The sequence below is a fragment of the Micromonospora sp. NPDC049366 genome (genome assembly GCF_044466625.1).
Taxonomy (GTDB): Bacteria; Actinomycetota; Actinomycetes; order Mycobacteriales; family Micromonosporaceae; genus Micromonospora.
Map to the genome: position 1 here is coordinate 82504 of NZ_JBITMV010000007.1, position 16356 is coordinate 98859.

General features: G+C 74.2%; 14 protein-coding genes and 1 riboswitch. Of the genes, 9 read left to right on the forward strand and 5 right to left on the reverse strand.

From position 1 onward, the window contains the following. The first annotated feature begins 80 nt into the window (after window positions 1-80). Window positions 81-1487, forward strand: coding sequence for a carboxylesterase family protein (locus ACIBTV_RS12395; protein ID WP_396704127.1), 1407 nt, complete (start codon window positions 81-83; stop codon window positions 1485-1487). 66 nt (window positions 1488-1553) lie between these two features. On the opposite strand, the gene ACIBTV_RS12400 is transcribed toward ACIBTV_RS12395, so the two are convergent. Next, window positions 1554-2186: a transglycosylase family protein gene (locus ACIBTV_RS12400; RefSeq protein WP_396704129.1), complete on the reverse strand. Its 633-nt coding sequence runs from the start codon at window positions 2184-2186 to the stop codon at window positions 1554-1556. Window positions 2187-2188: 2 nt separating this feature from the next. Beyond that, window positions 2189-2374: riboswitch (cyclic di-AMP (ydaO/yuaA leader) on the reverse strand. A 207-nt stretch (window positions 2375-2581) separates the two neighbouring features. On the opposite strand from ACIBTV_RS12400, the gene ACIBTV_RS12405 reads away from it, so the two are divergent. The 5 genes from ACIBTV_RS12405 (at window position 2582) to ACIBTV_RS12425 (ending at window position 7578) form a co-directional block, all read left to right on the forward strand. Next, window positions 2582-3043 (forward strand): TlpA family protein disulfide reductase, encoded by a 462-nt coding sequence (locus ACIBTV_RS12405; RefSeq protein ID WP_396704131.1) that lies wholly within the window; start codon window positions 2582-2584, stop codon window positions 3041-3043. 158 nt (window positions 3044-3201) lie between these two features. Then, complete coding sequence (locus ACIBTV_RS12410) at window positions 3202-3657, forward strand: DUF4395 domain-containing protein (RefSeq protein ID WP_396704133.1); 456 nt, start codon at window positions 3202-3204, stop codon at window positions 3655-3657. Between the two features lie 293 nt (window positions 3658-3950). Continuing rightward, entirely contained in the window at window positions 3951-4262 is a 312-nt protein-coding gene (locus ACIBTV_RS12415) for a hypothetical protein (protein ID WP_396704135.1), read from the forward strand. Between the two features lie 169 nt (window positions 4263-4431). Continuing rightward, on the forward strand, window positions 4432-5175 hold the full coding sequence (locus ACIBTV_RS12420; protein WP_396704137.1) for an N-acetyltransferase: 744 nt from the start codon (window positions 4432-4434) through the stop codon (window positions 5173-5175). Window positions 5176-5379: 204 nt separating this feature from the next. Next, the gene (locus ACIBTV_RS12425; protein ID WP_396704139.1) at window positions 5380-7578 is read left to right on the forward strand and encodes an FUSC family protein; all 2199 of its coding nucleotides are present in this window, start codon (window positions 5380-5382) and stop codon (window positions 7576-7578) included. On the opposite strand, the gene ACIBTV_RS12430 is transcribed toward ACIBTV_RS12425, so the two are convergent. From ACIBTV_RS12430 to ACIBTV_RS12440, 3 genes are all read right to left on the reverse strand, one after another. Then, window positions 7575-8198: an L-threonylcarbamoyladenylate synthase gene (locus ACIBTV_RS12430; protein ID WP_396704141.1), complete on the reverse strand. Its 624-nt coding sequence runs from the start codon at window positions 8196-8198 to the stop codon at window positions 7575-7577. The two genes, ACIBTV_RS12425 and ACIBTV_RS12430, sit on opposite strands and share 4 nt — an antisense overlap. Before the next feature lie 70 nt (window positions 8199-8268). Beyond that, the gene (locus ACIBTV_RS12435) at window positions 8269-9468 is read right to left on the reverse strand and encodes a hypothetical protein (protein WP_396704143.1); all 1200 of its coding nucleotides are present in this window, start codon (window positions 9466-9468) and stop codon (window positions 8269-8271) included. Window positions 9469-9666: 198 nt separating this feature from the next. Next, window positions 9667-10893, reverse strand: coding sequence for a low temperature requirement protein A (locus ACIBTV_RS12440; RefSeq protein ID WP_396704145.1), 1227 nt, complete (start codon window positions 10891-10893; stop codon window positions 9667-9669). 251 nt (window positions 10894-11144) lie between these two features. Between ACIBTV_RS12440 and ACIBTV_RS12445 the strand changes: the two genes are divergently transcribed. Both ACIBTV_RS12445 and ACIBTV_RS12450 read left to right on the forward strand, forming a co-directional pair. After that, the gene (locus tag ACIBTV_RS12445) at window positions 11145-11837 is read left to right on the forward strand and encodes an alpha/beta hydrolase (protein ID WP_396704147.1); all 693 of its coding nucleotides are present in this window, start codon (window positions 11145-11147) and stop codon (window positions 11835-11837) included. Between the two features lie 270 nt (window positions 11838-12107). Continuing rightward, window positions 12108-13337 carry a PucR family transcriptional regulator gene (locus tag ACIBTV_RS12450; protein ID WP_396704149.1) on the forward strand — a complete coding sequence of 410 codons (1230 nt, stop codon included), beginning with the start codon at window positions 12108-12110 and terminating at the stop codon, window positions 13335-13337. Between the two features lie 46 nt (window positions 13338-13383). On the opposite strand, the gene ACIBTV_RS12455 is transcribed toward ACIBTV_RS12450, so the two are convergent. Further along, window positions 13384-15297, reverse strand: coding sequence for a Xaa-Pro dipeptidyl-peptidase (locus ACIBTV_RS12455; protein ID WP_396704151.1), 1914 nt, complete (start codon window positions 15295-15297; stop codon window positions 13384-13386). 200 nt (window positions 15298-15497) lie between these two features. On the opposite strand from ACIBTV_RS12455, the gene ACIBTV_RS12460 reads away from it, so the two are divergent. Continuing rightward, window positions 15498-16337, forward strand: a complete 840-nt coding sequence (locus ACIBTV_RS12460) for an alpha/beta fold hydrolase (protein ID WP_396704153.1) — start codon at window positions 15498-15500, stop codon at window positions 16335-16337. Window positions 16338-16356: the final 19 nt, after the last annotated feature.

Sequence of the window (16356 nt, forward strand, 5' to 3'; positions counted from 1 at the left end):
CCGGCCCCGTCTGCCCGGCGGGGCCGTCACCGCCCCCGGTCGGGCGACGGTGGCGGTGCCGACGGAAGGCAGGGTCGCCCGTGACGTCCGGGTCGTTCACTCAGGACGGCGTCGCCGTCGAGGGCGCTGCGCCCGCCCCGGAGCCCGTCGACGGGACGGACGTCCTGGTCACCGTGCGCGGGGGCACACTGCGCGGCGAGCGCGCGGACGGGCTGACCATCCTGCGGGGCGTGCGCTACGCGACCGCGGACCGCTTCGCCCCGCCGGTGCCCGAGCGACCCTGGTCCGGCGTACGCGACGCGCGCCGGCACGGCGGCGTCAGCCCGCAGCCGCCCACCCGCTCGACGGCGACGGGCGGCCGGTCCGAGGTGGGGGTCGAGTCGGAGGACTGCCTCAACCTGACCATCGTCACCCCGGCGGCCGACGCCCGACACCGACCGGTGGTGGTCTGGCTGCACGGTGGGTCGTACCGCTCCGGCGCCGGCTCCTGGGACCGGTACCGCACCGACCGGCTCGCCCGTGAGGGCGACGTGGTCGTGGTGAGCGTGACCTACCGGCTCGGCGCGCTCGGCTACCTGTACGCCCCGGGCGTCTCCCCCGGCAACCTCGGGCTGCGCGATCAGATCGAGGCGCTGCGCTGGGTCCGCGACAACGCCGCCCATCTCGGCGGCGACCCGGAGAACGTGACCGTGATCGGGCAGTCGTCCGGCGCCCACTCGCTCGCCTGCCTGCTGGGCGTGGCGCAGGCCCGGTCGCTGTTCCGCCGGGCCGTGCTGCAGAGCCCCCCGCTCGGCCTGGGGCTCGGCGACCCGACCACGGCCGGTCGGGTGGCCCAGCGGTTCCTCGCGCGGCTCGACCGGGACCCGCACGACGCGTCGCCGGCCGAGATCGTCACCGCCCAGCGGGCCGCCGAAAAGGACCTCGCCGCGCGACTCGGGTTCGGGCTGGTCCCGGCGTACGGGCCGGTCGCCGGCGTGGACCCGCTGCCCGACCTGCGCGGCTGGCAGGAGGCGACCCGCTCCGGCGCGGACGGGCTGGAGGTGGTGCTGGGCACCACCCGCCGGGAGATCGCGTACTTCCTGGCGGACGGGCCGCTGTCACGGCGCGTACCGCTGCTCGGGCGGGCCGTCGAGGAGGGGCTGATCGGAGCGGCGACGCGCCGCGTGTTCCGCCGCCCCACCCTGCGCTTCGCCCAGCGGTTGGCGGCGGCCGGGGCGCGGGTGTTCGCCTACCGGATCGACGAGTCGGGCTCCACCTCGGCGCACCGGGCCTGCCACTGCAGCGACCTGCCGATGCTCTTCGGTGACGAGGCGGCCTGGGATGGCGCGCCGATGCTCGCGGGGCGGACCTGGGCGGAGGTGACCGATCGCGGTGCGCCGCTGCGTGCGGCCTGGCTGGCCTTCGTGGCCGACGGCGCGCAGGCGCTGGCCGGCCGGGGCTGGGCGCCGTACGCGGGCCGCGGCGGCCACGTCCACTCCTTCGGATAGCCGCGACACGACGGTGGCCCCGGCCCGTTGGCGAACCAGCGGGCCGGGGCCACCGTCAGCGGTCGGTCAGAGGCTGAGCCGCTGACCCGGGAAGATCAGGCCCGGGTCGGCGCCCACGACCTTGCGGTTGCGCTCGTAGAGCGCCTCCCAGCCGCCGGCCACGCGGTGCGCGGCGGCGATCTCGGACAGCGTGTCGCCGGGCTTCACCACGTACGCCCCACCGGTGGCCGGGGTGGTGGTACGCCGGTCGCCGGTCGACCGCTCCGACCGGGTCTTCGACGTGGCGGTCGACTTCGACGTGGACTTCGACGTCGTGCTCTTCGGCTTCGTGGTGGAGCCGGCCTTCCTGCCGCAGGTCGGCCAGGCGCCGATGCCCTGACCGTCGAGGACCTTCTCGGCGACCGCGATCTGCTCGCCACGGGTGGCCAGGTCGGCGCGGGCGGCGTACCGGGTGCCGCCGTAGCCCTTCCAGGTGCTCTGCGAGAACTGGAGCCCGCCGTAGTAGCCGTTGCCGGTGTTGATGTGCCAGTTGCCGCCGGACTCGCACTGGGCGATGGCGTCCCAGTTGACCGCCGCCTGTGCGGGGGCCGCGGCGCCGAAGAGGGCGACGGCGCCGGTGACCGCCCCGGCGGCCAGGGTGCCGACGGCGACCCGGCGGGTGGTCACGGCTCGGTGTCGTGCGTGATACGCAGATGCCATGGTGATACGTCCTCCACGCCGGCGAGGTGAGCTGTCGGGTTCGGGCTGAGGTGCCCGGCCGCGTGTGGCGGCTTCACCCCGAGGCGCCCCGAGCGTCCTGCGCTGGGCACCGAGGAACGGTGGGTCCCCCGCTCCCGCCTGGCTGACGAATGCCGACGACCGGCGGCGGGATTTGGCGTTACCGGTCTCGGTGTCCGCGTTCGCGAACTCGATCGACGTTAGGCACGGTCGGCGTCGATCGCCCAGTTCGTGTGAACCTCTTCACCGGTCCACGCGGGACGGTCGCGCCTGCGGTTGCGGATTCCCGGCGATCCGCTATGGGGAGCGCGACGCGGTGGCGCACGTCACCCCGGCGGCCCGGATCCGTTGCCGCAGCCCTGTGGCAGGCTGGCCCCGTGGCGCAATCTCCGCTGACCGGCGTGCTGGTGGTCGTGGGTGTCCTCACGCTCGCCACCGCGTTCGGTTGGTGGCGGCGCCGACGCGACGGCCGGCTGCGCGTCGTCGCGGCGGCGACCCACCCCGCGCACCCGGCGGACGAGACCGCCGCCGTGCTCGCCGCGCTCGGCGTACGCCCCGGAGGCGTCACCCTGGTCCAGTTCTCCTCCGCGGTCTGCGCGCCCTGCCGCGCGACCCGACGGATCCTCGACGACGTCGAGCGCCACGTCGACGGCGTACGCCTGCTGGAGGTCGACGTCGAACACCACCTCGACGCCGTTCGGGCGCTCGACGTGTGGCGTACGCCCACGGTGCTGGTGGTGGACGCCGACGGGCGGGTCGTCCGACGCGCGTCCGGCGTGCCCGTCCGGGACGAGCTGGTCGCCACGGTCCGGCCGCTGCTCGCCGGGGCGCCGCGGTGAGGGGCGTGTGGCTGACCCGCCGCCGGATCGTGGACCACGGCCGGACGGCGACGAGTCTGTGTCGCGCGGTCCGTTCCGCCTGACGACCCGCCCGCCGCCTCTCCCCTCTCCCCGGTCACCCCCGCCTTCCGCGGGTCCCGCCGAAACGGACGTCCGCCATGCTGCTCGACCCTCGCGCGCCGCGCTTCGCCGCCGCCGTCACCACCGTCGTCCTCGCCGTCGCCCTGATCACGGCGTCCGCCCCGCTGCTGCTGGCCCAGGCGGCCGTCTTCGCGGTGACCGCCGCCAGACCCCGCCTCGGCCCGTACGGCCAGCTCTACCGCGCGCTCGTGGCGCCGCGCCTCGCTCCGCCGACCGAGCTGGAGCCGGTCGCGCCGGTGCGGTTCGCGCAGCTCGTCGGGCTGGCCTGCACCGTGGTGGCGGCGATCGGCCTGCTCGCCGGCGTGCCGGCGCTCGGTCTGACCGCGACCGGCGTCGCGCTGGCGGCCGCGTTCCTCAACGCCGCGTTCGACCTCTGCCTCGGCTGCGAGGCCTACCTGGCGCTGCGGCGGTTGACCGGCCGACCGATCTCGGCCCGGGTGCCCGCCCCGTCCTCCTGGCCGTCCCGCCCCTGATCCTCCGCCGTCGGCGGCGTCGCCCGTGCTGGGGCCTGGGCCAACGGGCACTCGCCCCGGCCGATGGCAACGCGCCGGAGCTGTCCTGTCACGTGCCGTGACCACACGTCCCCGTGCCGGCCATGGTTTGGTGACGCCTGCGACACGTCGACGAACGGCGTGCGGGTTGGCCGCCGGCCTCGGCGAGAATCCGGGTACGGGCAAGACAGCCCAGGGCCGCCGCGCCACCGATGTTTACCGGGGGGTCGCACGGGTGAAGGTACGGCGGCACCGTATCCGAGGGGGAATCCACCATGTCCGAAACAGGCCACGTCGACGGCAGCACCGACCGTCCCGACGGGGTGACCGATCCGCTGCTGTGGAAGCTCGCCCTGGGGGTGGCCGACGCGCACGAGCCCGACGGCGAGGGCGGGTGCCGCAACCTGCTGTGCGCCGGCGAGGCGTGGCCCTGCACGCCGTGGAACAACGCCCAGCTGGCGCTGCGGCAGGCGCAGGTCACCGAGCCGGTGCGGCCGACGTCCGCCGGCTGGTCGGCCAGCGTGGTGCCGGCGGCCCGGCGAGGCATGCCGACCCGCGACGTGGAGAACACCGCCTCCGCGGCGTGAGGCCGCACCGGGGCGGGCCACGGATCGCGCGGCGACGTCGGAGCTGAACGGCGACCGCGCGTACGGGTCACGCCCCGGTCGGCTCGGCGGCTCGGCGGCTCGGCGGCTCGGCGGCTCGGCGGGCGAATATGACGTGCGGGCCGCGGCCGCGCCCTCTAGCGTTCCGGCCGTGACCCTCGACATCATGTCCCTGGCGGACCGCCCCGACCTCCGGCCGCTGCTCGACGAGGACTTCGAGGGGGCCTGGCCGCCGTTCATGCTCTGGGACCCGATGGGTTCGGTCTACTACAGCGTCGCGCACGACCTGTACCCGGAGTTCGTCTTCGCGGCCGTCGACTCCGACGAGCCCGGGCGCGCGGTGGCTCGCGCGTACGCGGCCCCGTTCCGGTGGGCCGAGGGCGAGCTGCCCGACGGCGGCTGGGACCGGGTGATCCAGCGGGCGACCATCGACCGGCTCACCGGGGCCGCCCCGACCATCGTGTCGGCGTTGGAGATCTGCGTCCGCCCGCACCGGCGCGGCACCGGGCTGTCCGCGCTGATGCTCGACGCGATGCGTCAGGCGGTCGCGAAGCAGGGCTACGACACCCTCGTCGCCCCGGTGCGCCCCAGCGGCAAGCACCTCCAGCCGGACCTGCCGATGACCGAGTACGCCGCCCAGGTCCGCCCCGACGGCCTGCCGGTCGACCCCTGGCTGCGGGTGCACGTCCGCGCGGGCGGGCGCATCGAACGCGTCGCTCCCCGGTCCATGGTCGTCACCGGCACCCTCGCCGACTGGCGCGGCTGGACGGGTCTGCCGTTCGACACCAGCGGCCCGGTGCACGTGCCCGGCGCCCTGGTGCCGGTGCAGGTCGACGTCGTTCACGACCACGCCGTCTACGTCGAGCCCAACGTGTGGGTCCGGCACCGGCTCTGACCGGACCGGCCGCCGCCGAACCCTGAGGCCGTCCGGCCGGGAGCCTGTCCGGCTCCAGACCGGCACCGAGCCCATCCGGCTGTGCGGCCGGCTGGGCTGTGCGGCCGGTCGTCTTGCCGGCGAAGCGCGCCCGGGCCGGCATGTTCCCGGGAACAATGGAGGACCGGGGATGAGAGCCGCGCACGAGAGACCCGGGGGCCGAGCGTGCTCGCAACCAGCCTGGCGTGGCTACGCCGCCGCGACCCCGGACACGTCGCGCTGCGGCGTGCCGTCCGGCTGACCCTCGTCGCGTCCACCGTCTTCTACGCCGGCCGGTACGCCCTGCACAGCGTCAACCTCGCCACGTACGGACTCTTCGGCGCGGTCGCCGCCGGGGCGTTCGCCCAGCTACCCGGATCGGCGCGGGAGCGGGCCGGCAGCCTGCTCGCGGCGATGCCGGTGGCCTGGGCGCTGGTCGCCACCGGCACCGCGCTGGCCGGGAACACCTGGGCGGCGGCCGGCGGGATGCTCGTCATCGGCTTCGCCGTGGCCTTCGCCGGGGTGGGTGGACCCCGTCTGGTCGGCCTGGCCACCGCGCTCCAACTCTTCTACATCCTGGCGTCGTTCCCGCCGTACCAGCCGGACACGCTGGTGGAGCGGCTGGGCGGGGTGACCCTCGGCATCGGCCTGATCGCCCTCACCGAGGTGCTGCTCTGGCCCGACCCCACGCCGGTGTCCTACCCGCGTCGCCTCGCCGAAGCGGCCGGGCTGCTCGCCACGTACCTGGACGCGACGGCGGCGACGGTGACGGAACCGGCGGCCGCCCAGCGCGACCGGAGCCGGCTGCGCGCCGCCGCCGGCGAGGCGGTCGACCAGCTGCGCCTCGCCCGGCTGCCCGCCCCGCAGCGGCCGACCGCGGCCGGGATCCGGGACCGGGCGCTGCGGGTGTGCGGGGCGGCGCTGCGGGAAGCCCTCGCCGAGGCCGACCAACTGGCGGCAGGGACGCCCCCACGGTCGGCGCCAGCAGCCGAGGCGGGCGCGCTGCTGCGTTGCTGCGCCGACACGGCACGCGCCGCCGCCCGGGGCCTGCGCACCACTGCGCCACCGGTCGACCTCGCCGCGCTCGACGCGGCCGTGCGGCGGGCCGAGTCGGCGTACCCCGACAGACCGGCCGTCGACGGTCTCGACGTGCCCCGGCTGTGCCGGGACGTGACCGCGTTGACCGTCGCCGACCAGGTCCGCATCGTCGCCGTCGCCGCCCGGCTGGCCGTCGGCGCGCCGGTGCGGGGAGCGGCCGACGCCGGGGCGTACCGGGAGTTGTTCGTCGACGCGGGCCGGTCACCGTGGGTGCGCTACGGGCGGCAGTTCCGCGCGTACCTGTCGCCCTGGTCGGCGCCGGCGCAGTCGGCGCTGCGGGTGGCGGTGGCGTTGGCCGCGGCGCGGGTGGTCGCCGGAAGCCTGGACCTCATGCACGGCTTCTGGGTGCTTCTCGCGACCCTGACCATCCTGCGGACCTCGGCCGTGGACACCCGCACGGCCCTGCGGCCGGCCGTGCTCGGCACGGCCCTGGGCGCCGCCGCCAGCGGTCTGCTACTGCTCCTGGTCCGTGACCCGGTCATCTACGTGGTGGCGCTGCCGGTCACCATGGTGCTGGCGTTCACCGTCGGCCGGCTGTGGAGCCAGCTCTGGGCGCAGGTGATGTTCACCCTGCTGCTCACCTTCGTCTTCGCCCAGTTGGCGCCCGCCGATTGGCGCCTCGCCGAGGCCCGCCTGGAGAACGTCCTGATCGGCGGTGCGATCGGCATCCTCGCCGGGGTGCTCATGTGGCCGCATGGCGCGAGCGGCGACCTGCGCCGCAACGCCGCCCGCTACCTGGCGGCGAGCGGCGACGCGGTCGTCGCGACGGTCGAGGCGGTCCTCGGCGGCGGGCGACCCGACTCGGCGTTGATCCGGGCGCGGGCGGCGATGAACCTCACCACCGCCTCGTACCACCAGTTCCAGTCGGAACGCCATGACCTCCGGACCCGGCACGTGGACTGGGAGGCCGCGATGGCCGCCGGCCAGCACGCGGTGTACGGCGCGGAGGCGCTGCTGCGCCGCAACCCGCCCGGCTCACTGGCCGGGTGGGCGCGGGTGGACGCCGCGCTGCGGGACGCGGCCGGGGCCGTCCGCTCGTCGTACGTCCTGGGGTCGGAGCAGGTCGCGCGCGGGAGGTCGCCGCACGTGGAGGTCACCCGCGGCGGCTGCGTGGACCAGATCGACCGCCTCAGGCCGCTGGTCGACGGGGAGACCGGGCCACCGGTGCGCCACCTCGTGGAGGTCGACCTGTGGCTGACCGGCCTGACCCGCCGGCTCGCCCGGATCCGGCCGCCGCACGACGCCGGCCCGACGCCCGCCGACCCGCGCCCGGAAGGGGACGTCTAATACTCGAAGCGGGACGGGTCGCCGGCGCCCCGGCGCAGCACCTCCGGCTCGTCCTGCGACAGGTCGACCACGGTGGTCGGCTCCTTGCCGCACTCGCCGGCGTCGACCACCGCGTCGACCAGGTGGTCGAGGCGTTCCTTGATCTCCCATCCCTGGGTCATCGGCTCGTCGTCGCCGGGCAGGATCAGCGTGCTCGACACCAGCGGCTCCCCCAGCTCGGCCAGGAGCGCCTGGGTGACCGCGTGGTCCGGCACACGCACGCCGACGGTGCGCTTGCGCGGGTGCAGCATCCGGCGCGGCACCTCCCGGGTGGCCGGCAGGATGAAGGTGTAGCTGCCCGGGGTGGACGCCTTGACCAGCCGGAACACCGCGTTGCTGACCTTGACGAACTGGCCGAGCTGGGCGAAGTCCCGGCAGACGAGGGTGAAGTGGTGGCGCTCGTCGAGGCGGCGGATCTCGCGGATCCGGTCCAGGCCCTCCTGGTTGCCGAGTTGGCAGCCGAGCGCGTAGCAGGAGTCCGTGGGGTAGGCGACCAGTCCGCCGGAGCGGATCAGGTCGACGACCTGTCCGACGGCCCGGGGCTGCGGGTTGTCCGGGTGCACGTCGTAGTACCTCGCCATGCGCCGAGCCTAGTGCGGCCGACCCGGCGGCGTACCGGCCCGGGTCGCGGGCCGGTACGCCGAACGGGTGTCAGGCCGGGTAGCGCGGGATGGTCGGCGTGTCGTTGACGTCCGGGCCGAAGAAGGTGAAGACCACCAGGTCGGTGTCGCCGGTGTTCTCGATCGTGTGCGGCGCGGTCGCCACGTCGTGGCTGATCAGCAGCTCGTCCCGGTCGGCGTCGCCGCCCTGGACGTCGTGGCCGCAGTACCGGCCGCTGCCGGACCATACAAGCAGCGAGTAGACGCCGTTCTCGACCGCGGTGTGCCGGCCGCCCGGCGGGACGACGAGCTTCTTCCCGCTGTACTTCGCGGTGTTGTAGAAGATCCACGACTCCTGGCCGCCGCCCGACCCGTCGATCGGCTGGGGCGTCAGGTGGTTGTTCTCGTAGAAGAACGGGTCGCCGTTGAGCTCCCACTCCACGAAGTTGAGCGGGAACCGCTCGCCGTGCTCGCCGCGGTCCTCGGCGCGTACGTCGTGGAAGAGCAACTCCTTGTCGATGATCCGGCCGGCGTTGAGGGCCTGGAACATCGCGAAGACGTCCGAGTCCTCCTGCAGCTCCAGGGTCAGCGCCGTGCCCGGTCCGTGCAGCACGCCCGACGGCACCTGGAAGCCCTCGTCCGGCACCTGCAGCTCGGCACGCGAGTGCCGCAGGATCAGGTTGCTGTTCCAGTCGACGAGGTACGGCAGCAGCACGTCGTACTTGCCCTCCCGCACGATCCACGGGTGCACCCCGAAGAACGTCTCCGGGTGGGCGCCCATGTCGACGCCGGCCGGGAAGTAGTAGGCCTCGTCCTTCGAGCGGCGACCGACCAGCTCGGCGAAGCGCTGGGGCGGGTGGATGTGGAACGGGATCCGGTCGCCGTAGTCGAGCAGCTTCGCCAGCCGTCCGAGGCCCGCGGGGTGGGCCGACGCGTACGCCGCACCCATGATCGCTCCCGGGTCGGCGGCGACCGCGTCCCGCAGGGTCATCCGGGGCCGCCCGGTGGAGTCGACGATGTGGCTGAGCCCCTCGTCGGCCGGGCCGATCCGGTTGTCCGCCTTGGTCGTCGAGCCGAGCCACCGCTCGCAGATGTAACCCCGCTCGCCGAGGTCGTACGCGTCCTCGGGCAGGCCGAACCGCCGGCCCGGCGGCACCAGGTCCCGGGCGACGAAGGCCGGCGCGAGGCGCAGCACGCCGCCGCCGTCGTTCAGCAACTCCTCGACCAGCTGCCGGGGCGATCCGTCGGTCATCCCCGCACCTCGCTCGGGAAGGCGCCCGGGGCGACCCGGAACCGCGACACAGTGACGACCATGGGCAGCGTGACGACGGCCGAGCCCGGAGCCCGGTTCCGCGACGTCCGAATCTTGATCACGCATCATGCTAGGCCGAGCCGATGGCGGCGTTCGCCCGAACCGTCGATCACTGTGTCGTCCCCCACGCGGTGCCGCTCAGGGCCGGGGAACGGGCAGTTCCGGTTCCCGTCCGCGCGCCCGCCGCAGGTCCGCCAGGGCGACGCCGAGCAGAACGGCGGTCGCCACCGCGCCGGCGGCCAACGGCGGTACCCGCCACAGCACCGGCACCAGCGCGCCGAGCAGCACGAACCCGGCCGTCCGTGACCGGGAGACCCGGCTGTACATCTGGAACTCCAGGCCCGCCCGTCCGGCCAGGAAGAGCCCCGGGCCACCCAGGATGGCGAGCAGCCACATCGGTTCGGGCGCCGCGAGCGGCTCGGAGATGACCAGTTCGTAGCCGACGCCGGAGAGCACGATGCCGACGATCATCGGCAGGTGGGCGTAGGCGGCGGAGAAGCCGATGATCGACGGTCGCCGGGCGGCGCCGATCGCCTCCGTCAACACCCGGCCGGCCCGCTGGAAGTAGATCTGCCAGAACAGCACCGTCGCGCCGATCCCCAGCGCGAACCCGACCGTCTCGGGCAGCAGGAACGGGCCGCCGCTGAACGCCACGCCGATGGTGAAGATGACCTCGCCCAGGGCGATCAGCAGGAACTGCTGGTACCGCTCGGCCAGGTGGCCGGCCGCGACGGGTTGGTCGGCGATCCGGTCCCGGCCGTACCAGGGAACCGGGTAGCCCAGGGCCCAGGCCGTGTACTGCACCAGCAGGCCGGCGGCCCACAGGGCGGCGCGCGCCGGCTCCTGCGGAATCAGGGCGCCCACGATCCACAGCGGCGCGGCCAGCCCGGACCAGAAGAGGGAGCGCAGCGCCGACGGGGCGCCGCCCGACCGGCGCGTCGCGAGGCCGTAGTAGACGACCCGGGTCAGCTGGACGCCGACGTACGCCACCGCGAAGACGAGCGCGTGGTCGGTGAAGCCGCGCGGCACGGCGACGGCCATCACCATGCTGCCGACCATCGTGATCAGCAGGACCACCCGGATCACCGGGACCTCGGGATCCAGCCAACTGGTGGACCACACGGTGATCAGCCAGGTGAGCCACAGCGCCAGCAGGAGAAGCAGCGTCTCCCCGATCGCGGCGAAGGGCAGCCGCGTCGGCGCGGCCACATCGTCGATCAGGCGTTGGGAGACCCGGGTGAGCGCGAAGACGTACACCAGGTCGACCAGCAGCTCCAGGAACGTCGGCCGCTCCGGGCTGCCCGCCGTACGCACGACGGAGAGCGCCGTCACCGGCGGGCCCCGGCCCCGGCCCCGGTCGGGCATCCCACGGCCACCACACCCCTTCCGCACGGTGATCCCACCGGGGTGAACGAGTCACCGGCCGACCCGCAGCGCGGGCCGGGCCGCGCGTGGTGCGCGGACCGGCGGCCCGGGTGGGCCGGATCACCCGTCCCTGTCACCCGGCCCGCGGCCCTGCTAGCGTCGGACACACTGTCCGACGCAATGTCCGACAGAGTTTCCGGACACCGGTTCGCGCCCTCCCCGCGGACCGGGCCACCGACGGAGGTACGACGATGACCACAGGTTCCGGCCGCCCGACGGTCGTGCTGGTGCACGGCGCCTGGCACCGCCCCTCGACCTGGGACGCCACCCGGAGCGCGCTCACCGCGCTCGGCTACGAGACCCGGGTGGTCGCGCTGCCCAGCGCCGGCCGGGACCCGGCGCCGACCGCCTCGATGTACGACGACGCCGCGGTGATCCGCAAGGAGCTGGACCAGGTGGACGGGCCCGCCGTGGTCGTCGCCCACTCGTACGCCGGCATCCCCACCAGCGAGGGCGTGACCGGCGCGACCAACGTCGCGCACCTGATCTACGTGGCCGCGTACCTTCTCGACGACGGCGAGTCGATGTACAGCCGCCACGGCATGGCGGTGCCGGCGGACACCACCGGGCTCTTCCCGCTGATGGACAGCCCCGGCGAGGCCCTCTACCACGACGTGCCGCGGGACGTGGCGGCCCGGGCGGTCGCGGACCTGGTCGACCAGAGCCTCCTGTCCTTCACCGGCACCGTCACGCGCGCCGCGTGGCACGACATCCCGTCCACGTACGTCGTCTGCGACGACGACCGGACGATCCCGCCCGCCCTGCAGGAGACGATGGCCGCGCACGCCACCGCGACCCGCCGCTGGCCCGGCGGCCACTCGCCGTTCCTGGCCGACCCGCAGCGGTTCGCCGCGCTGCTGGACGAGATCATCCGCTCGCGCTGACCCCCTCCTCCGCAGCCCCGGTGCCGGTCGCCCAGCCGACCGCACCGGGGCTGTCCTCGTTGGACGAAACCTCCCCGCCCGCCGCCCGGTCGGCCCGGTGCGTCGCAGCTGACCACGGCCGGAACCTTGTCCCGGCCCACGCCGGGCAGCATGATCGTTCTGTGCCGTGGTCCCTCGACCTGCCAGGTCGTGGCCGCGCGTGCGACACCGAGGGCACAACGGGGTACCCGAAGAGGTGACGGTCCGCCGACGAGCCGACGGGAGGAACTCGTGCAGGGTGAGCTGCAACGCCTTGTGGACGCTCTCGCCGCCTACGCCGGCCGCCCGGCGCTGATCGAGGACCGGCGACAGCGGGTGGTCGTCTACAGCGAGCACACCGGCCTGATGGACGACGTGCGCCGGGCCTCGATCCTGCGCCGGCAGTCGACCCCGGAGGTGATGGCCTGGTTCCGCAACACGGGGATCATGGACGCCCGCGCGCCGGTGCGCACGCCGGCCTCGGCGGAGCTGGACCTGCTGCCGCGGGTCTGCGTCCCGATCCGTCACCAGGACCTGCTGCTGGGGTTCGTCTGGTTCATCGACCCGGACGGCACGATGGCCGACGCGGACCTCGCCGCCACCGGCCTGATGAGCGAGCTGTCCCTGGCGCTCTACCGGGAGAACCTCCTCGGCGAACTGGCCTGGAAGCGGGAGACCGAGGCGACGCGGACGCTGCTGTCGGACAACAGGGCGACCCGGACGCAGTCCATGCGGACGCTCCGCGAGGCCGGCATGATCACCGGCGACGGACCGGCCACGGTCCTCGTCGCGCACCTGGTCACCCCGGATGACGACCTGCCCGACGAGGTCGCCCGCCTCGCGCTGGAGCAGGCGCTGGTCGCCACCCGCCGGTGGATCGGCACCCGCGAGGCGCTGCACCTGGTCCGCGACGACCACGGGGTGCTGCTGCTCTGCGGCGGCCGGGGCGGTGGGCGCCCCTCCCCCGAGGTCGCCGCGAAGCTGCTCGAGGACAACCTGCGGCACGCCAGCCGCGGGCTCGACTCGGTCGAGCGCGCCGTCGTCGGCATCGGGCAGACCCGACCGGGGCTGGCCGAGGCGTTCGGCTCATACGGCGAGGCGTTGCAAGCGGCGCGCGTGGGCGCTCGGCTGTCGGCGCTCGGCCCCGTCGTCTCCTGGGCGGGGCTCGGCATCTACCGGGTGCTGTCCCGGTTGGAGGGTCGGCATCTCGACATGGCCGATGTGCACCCGGGGCTGGAGCGGCTGCTGCGCGACCAGCCGAACCCGGTGCTGCTGCAGACGCTGGAGCGCTACCTGGACCTGGCCGGCAACGCGCACGCGACCGCGGAGCAGCTCCGGCTGCACCGCACCACCCTCTACTACCGGTTGCAGCGCATCGAGGAGCTGGCCGAGACCGACCTGAAGGACGGCAACGAGCGGCTCTGCCTGCACCTGGCGTTGAAGCTGGGCCGGCTCACCGGCGCGTACCGGCCCGAGGACTGACCCGGGGGGCGGGCGGGACGCCCGCAGGCGCCCCGCCCGCCCGCCGTCACAGACCGGCCCGGGCAGCCGCCGACCGGCCGCCGACGATCGGCAGCTCGATGCGGGTGCTGTCGAAGTGGACGGTGATGTCGGCCCGGTTCTGCTTGGCCCGGCTGCTGTAGCCGGAGTACGAGCCGAGCAGCACCACGCCGATCTGGTTGCCGGCCGCGAAGACGTAGTCCTCGGGCAGCAGCGGCATCTCCACCGCGTTCTTCTTGCCGGGCGCCAGCGGGGTGGTCACCGACAGGGACTTCAGGTTCTGACCGTCGAGGATCCCCTTGGTCACCAGCTCCTGCGGGTCGGTGGCCACGACCTTCTCGGTCTCCCGGTAGCAGGCGTTCTCGGCGAAGCCACCCCAGGTGGCCTGCTCGCCCCAGCAGTCCTCCGGGGTGAGGGTGCGGATGCCGTCGCCGGAGGTGCCGAACCGGGGCCGGGTGCCGTAGTCGACCAGCAGGCCGGCGAAGCTGGTGTCCTCGCCGTTGACCGACGCCTTGATCCGCACGATCGGCGTCCCCGACAGGTGCAGCGGCGCCTTCAGCGGCTCGGACAGGAACACCAGCCGGTTCTGGGTGTTGGCCTGCGGGTCCGACGGGTGCCGGATCGCGTTGGCCTGGCTCATCGTCGGGGTGTCCTGGAACGTCCGGGACGTGTTGCCGCGCTCCGGGTGCAGCGACAGGGCGCCGGCCGCGCCGTCGGCGCCGGGCCGCAGCCACACCTGCGTGGCGCTGGTGCCCGGGACCGGCCAGTCGCCGTGGGTCTCCCAGACGTCCGGCGCCCGCTCGATGTCGACCCTCGGCTCGGCCATGATGTCGTTGCGGACGCCGTACAGCCAGTAGTCGAACCAGCGGTGCAGCGTGTCCACCCACTCGCCCCGGCGGAAGTCGAACGGGTCGACGTGCCCGGTGCCGGTCATCCAGAGCTTGCGCGGCACGTTGTGCGCGGCCAGGGCGTCCCACCACTTGCTGAAGTGGTCCGGCCGGACGTTGTTGTCGTTGATGCCGTGCACCACGAAGACGCTGGCGCGCACCTTGCCGGCGTCCGGGACGTAGTCGCGCTCCGCCCAGAAGGGGCTGTAGTCGCCGGTGACGTCGTCGCCGTCGACACCGAGCTGCTCCCGCACCGCCGCGCAGTGCTCCCGCCGCTCCGGGTTGGTGACCGTGTTGGCGAGGCTTCCGGAGTAGTTGTTGGCGCGGGTGACCAACCCGTTGCTGCGCGAGTAGTCGTACCAGCTGGAGATGGCCGAGATCGGCACGATCGTGCTGAGGCCGCTGACGCCGGTGGCTGCGGCCGCGTTGGCGAGCGTGCCGTCGTACGACTTGCCGATCATGCCGCTCTTGCCGTTGTGCCAGGACGCGTAGACCCGCTTCCCGCTGGCGTCGGTGCCGGTCCGCCGGCCGTTGAGCCAGTCGATCGCGGTCGGCGCGCTGATGTTGTCGGCGCGGCCACCGGTGACCGGGCAGCCGGTCGAGTTGTTGGTGCCGATCATGTCCAGGAGGACGACCGCGTAGCCGCGGGGGACGAAGTAGTTGTCGTAGAAGAGCGGCCACTGGTCGTTGAGACCGTCGCCGTCCACATCGGCCTTGCACTCGCTCTCGTTGCCCCGGCAGACCGTCGAGTAGTACGGGCTGGCATCCATGATCACCGGTACGCGCAGCCCCTGGTCGCTGGCCTTGGGCCGGATGATGTCCATGGCCACGACGTCCCGCGCCCCGTCGGCGTCCGTGTCGACGTCGGAAGTGACGAACACCCGCTCGCGGATCGCGTCGGCGTACCCGTACACCGGTTGGGTCACCCCGTTCTGAACGACCGGCCCGAGACGGTCCGCCGGCGGCTTGGCCGTCGCGACGCCCGCCGGTAAGCCGACGGCGACGGTCAACGCGACCACCGCCGACACTCGCCACCAGCTCCTTGTGGTTCGCATCGTGCTCCTCCCCTTGTCCGGCACCGGCCATGGACCCGCTCGTCCCGCAGGGGCGAGCGCCGCCGGTGCGGCGGTTGCCTCGCACCCTAGGAACCCGCAAGCGGTGGGTCATCGGACAGGTGCGGGAGGTGATCGTCGTCGGCTCCTACGTCTGTCGTATACAGCTCGCCCGATGAGGACACGGTGCGTAGGCTCCCCCGGTGGACACCTTCCCGAGCGACGACGGCACCCGGCTCGCCTACCACCGGATCGGGAACGGCCCGCCGGTGGTGTGCCTGCCCGGCGGCCCCCTGCTGCCCTCGTCCTACCTCGACGACCTGGGCGGACTGTCCGCGTACCGCTGCCTGGTGCGGCTGGACCTGCGCGGCACCGGCGGCTCCGCCGCGCCGGCCGACCCGGCAAGCTACCGGTGGGACCGGCAGGTCGGCGACGTCGAGGCGCTGCGCACCCACCTCGGGCTCGACCGGCTCGACCTGGTCGGGCACTCGGCCGGGGCGTCGCTGGCCCTCGCGTACGCCGCCCGGCACCCCGATCGCGTCAACAGCCTGGCCCTGGTCACGCCGAGTCCTCGACCGGTCGGGGTGGAGGTGACCGACCAGGACCGTCGCGCGCTCGCCGAGCTGCGCCGGGGCGAGCCCTGGTTCCCGGCCGCGTCCGAGGCGTTCGGTCGGATCTGGTCCGGTGACGCGACCGAGGCGGACTGGACGGCGATCGAACCGTTCAGCCACGGCCGGTGGGACGCGGCCCACGAGGCGTACTGCGCCCGGATGGACGCCGAGCGCGACAGCGCCGTCGCACCGCTCTACTACGCCCCCGGCGCGCCCGACCCCGCCGCCGTCCGATCCGCCCTCGCGCAGCTCCCGGCCCCGGTGCTCCTCCTCGCCGGCGGCTACGACGTGGGGCTTCCGCCGACCTGCGCCGCCGACTACGCGAAGCTGTTCCCCCACGCCCAGCTGGTGGTGCAGCCGGGAGCCGGGCACTTCCCCTGGCTCGACGACCCGGAGTCGTTCGTGGCGACGATGGCCGACTTCCTGCGCTGAGCCGTCTGACCGGGCGGGT

What these genes read in the sequence shown, in the direction of transcription:
- ACIBTV_RS12440 (WP_396704145.1), bottom strand. Translation starts at nt 10,893, where the DNA reads ATGCCCGACCGGGGCCGGGGCCGGGGCCCGCCGGTGACGGCGCTCTCC.
- ACIBTV_RS12400 (WP_396704129.1), bottom strand. Translation starts at nt 2,186, where the DNA reads ATGGCATCTGCGTATCACGCACGACACCGAGCCGTGACCACCCGCCGG.
- ACIBTV_RS12415 (WP_396704135.1), top strand. Translation starts at nt 3,951, where the DNA reads ATGTCCGAAACAGGCCACGTCGACGGCAGCACCGACCGTCCCGACGGG.
- ACIBTV_RS12410 (WP_396704133.1), top strand. Translation starts at nt 3,202, where the DNA reads ATGCTGCTCGACCCTCGCGCGCCGCGCTTCGCCGCCGCCGTCACCACC.
- ACIBTV_RS12430 (WP_396704141.1), bottom strand. Translation starts at nt 8,198, where the DNA reads ATGGCGAGGTACTACGACGTGCACCCGGACAACCCGCAGCCCCGGGCC.
- ACIBTV_RS12445 (WP_396704147.1), top strand. Translation starts at nt 11,145, where the DNA reads ATGACCACAGGTTCCGGCCGCCCGACGGTCGTGCTGGTGCACGGCGCC.
- ACIBTV_RS12435 (WP_396704143.1), bottom strand. Translation starts at nt 9,468, where the DNA reads ATGACCGACGGATCGCCCCGGCAGCTGGTCGAGGAGTTGCTGAACGAC.
- ACIBTV_RS12455 (WP_396704151.1), bottom strand. Translation starts at nt 15,297, where the DNA reads ATGCGAACCACAAGGAGCTGGTGGCGAGTGTCGGCGGTGGTCGCGTTG.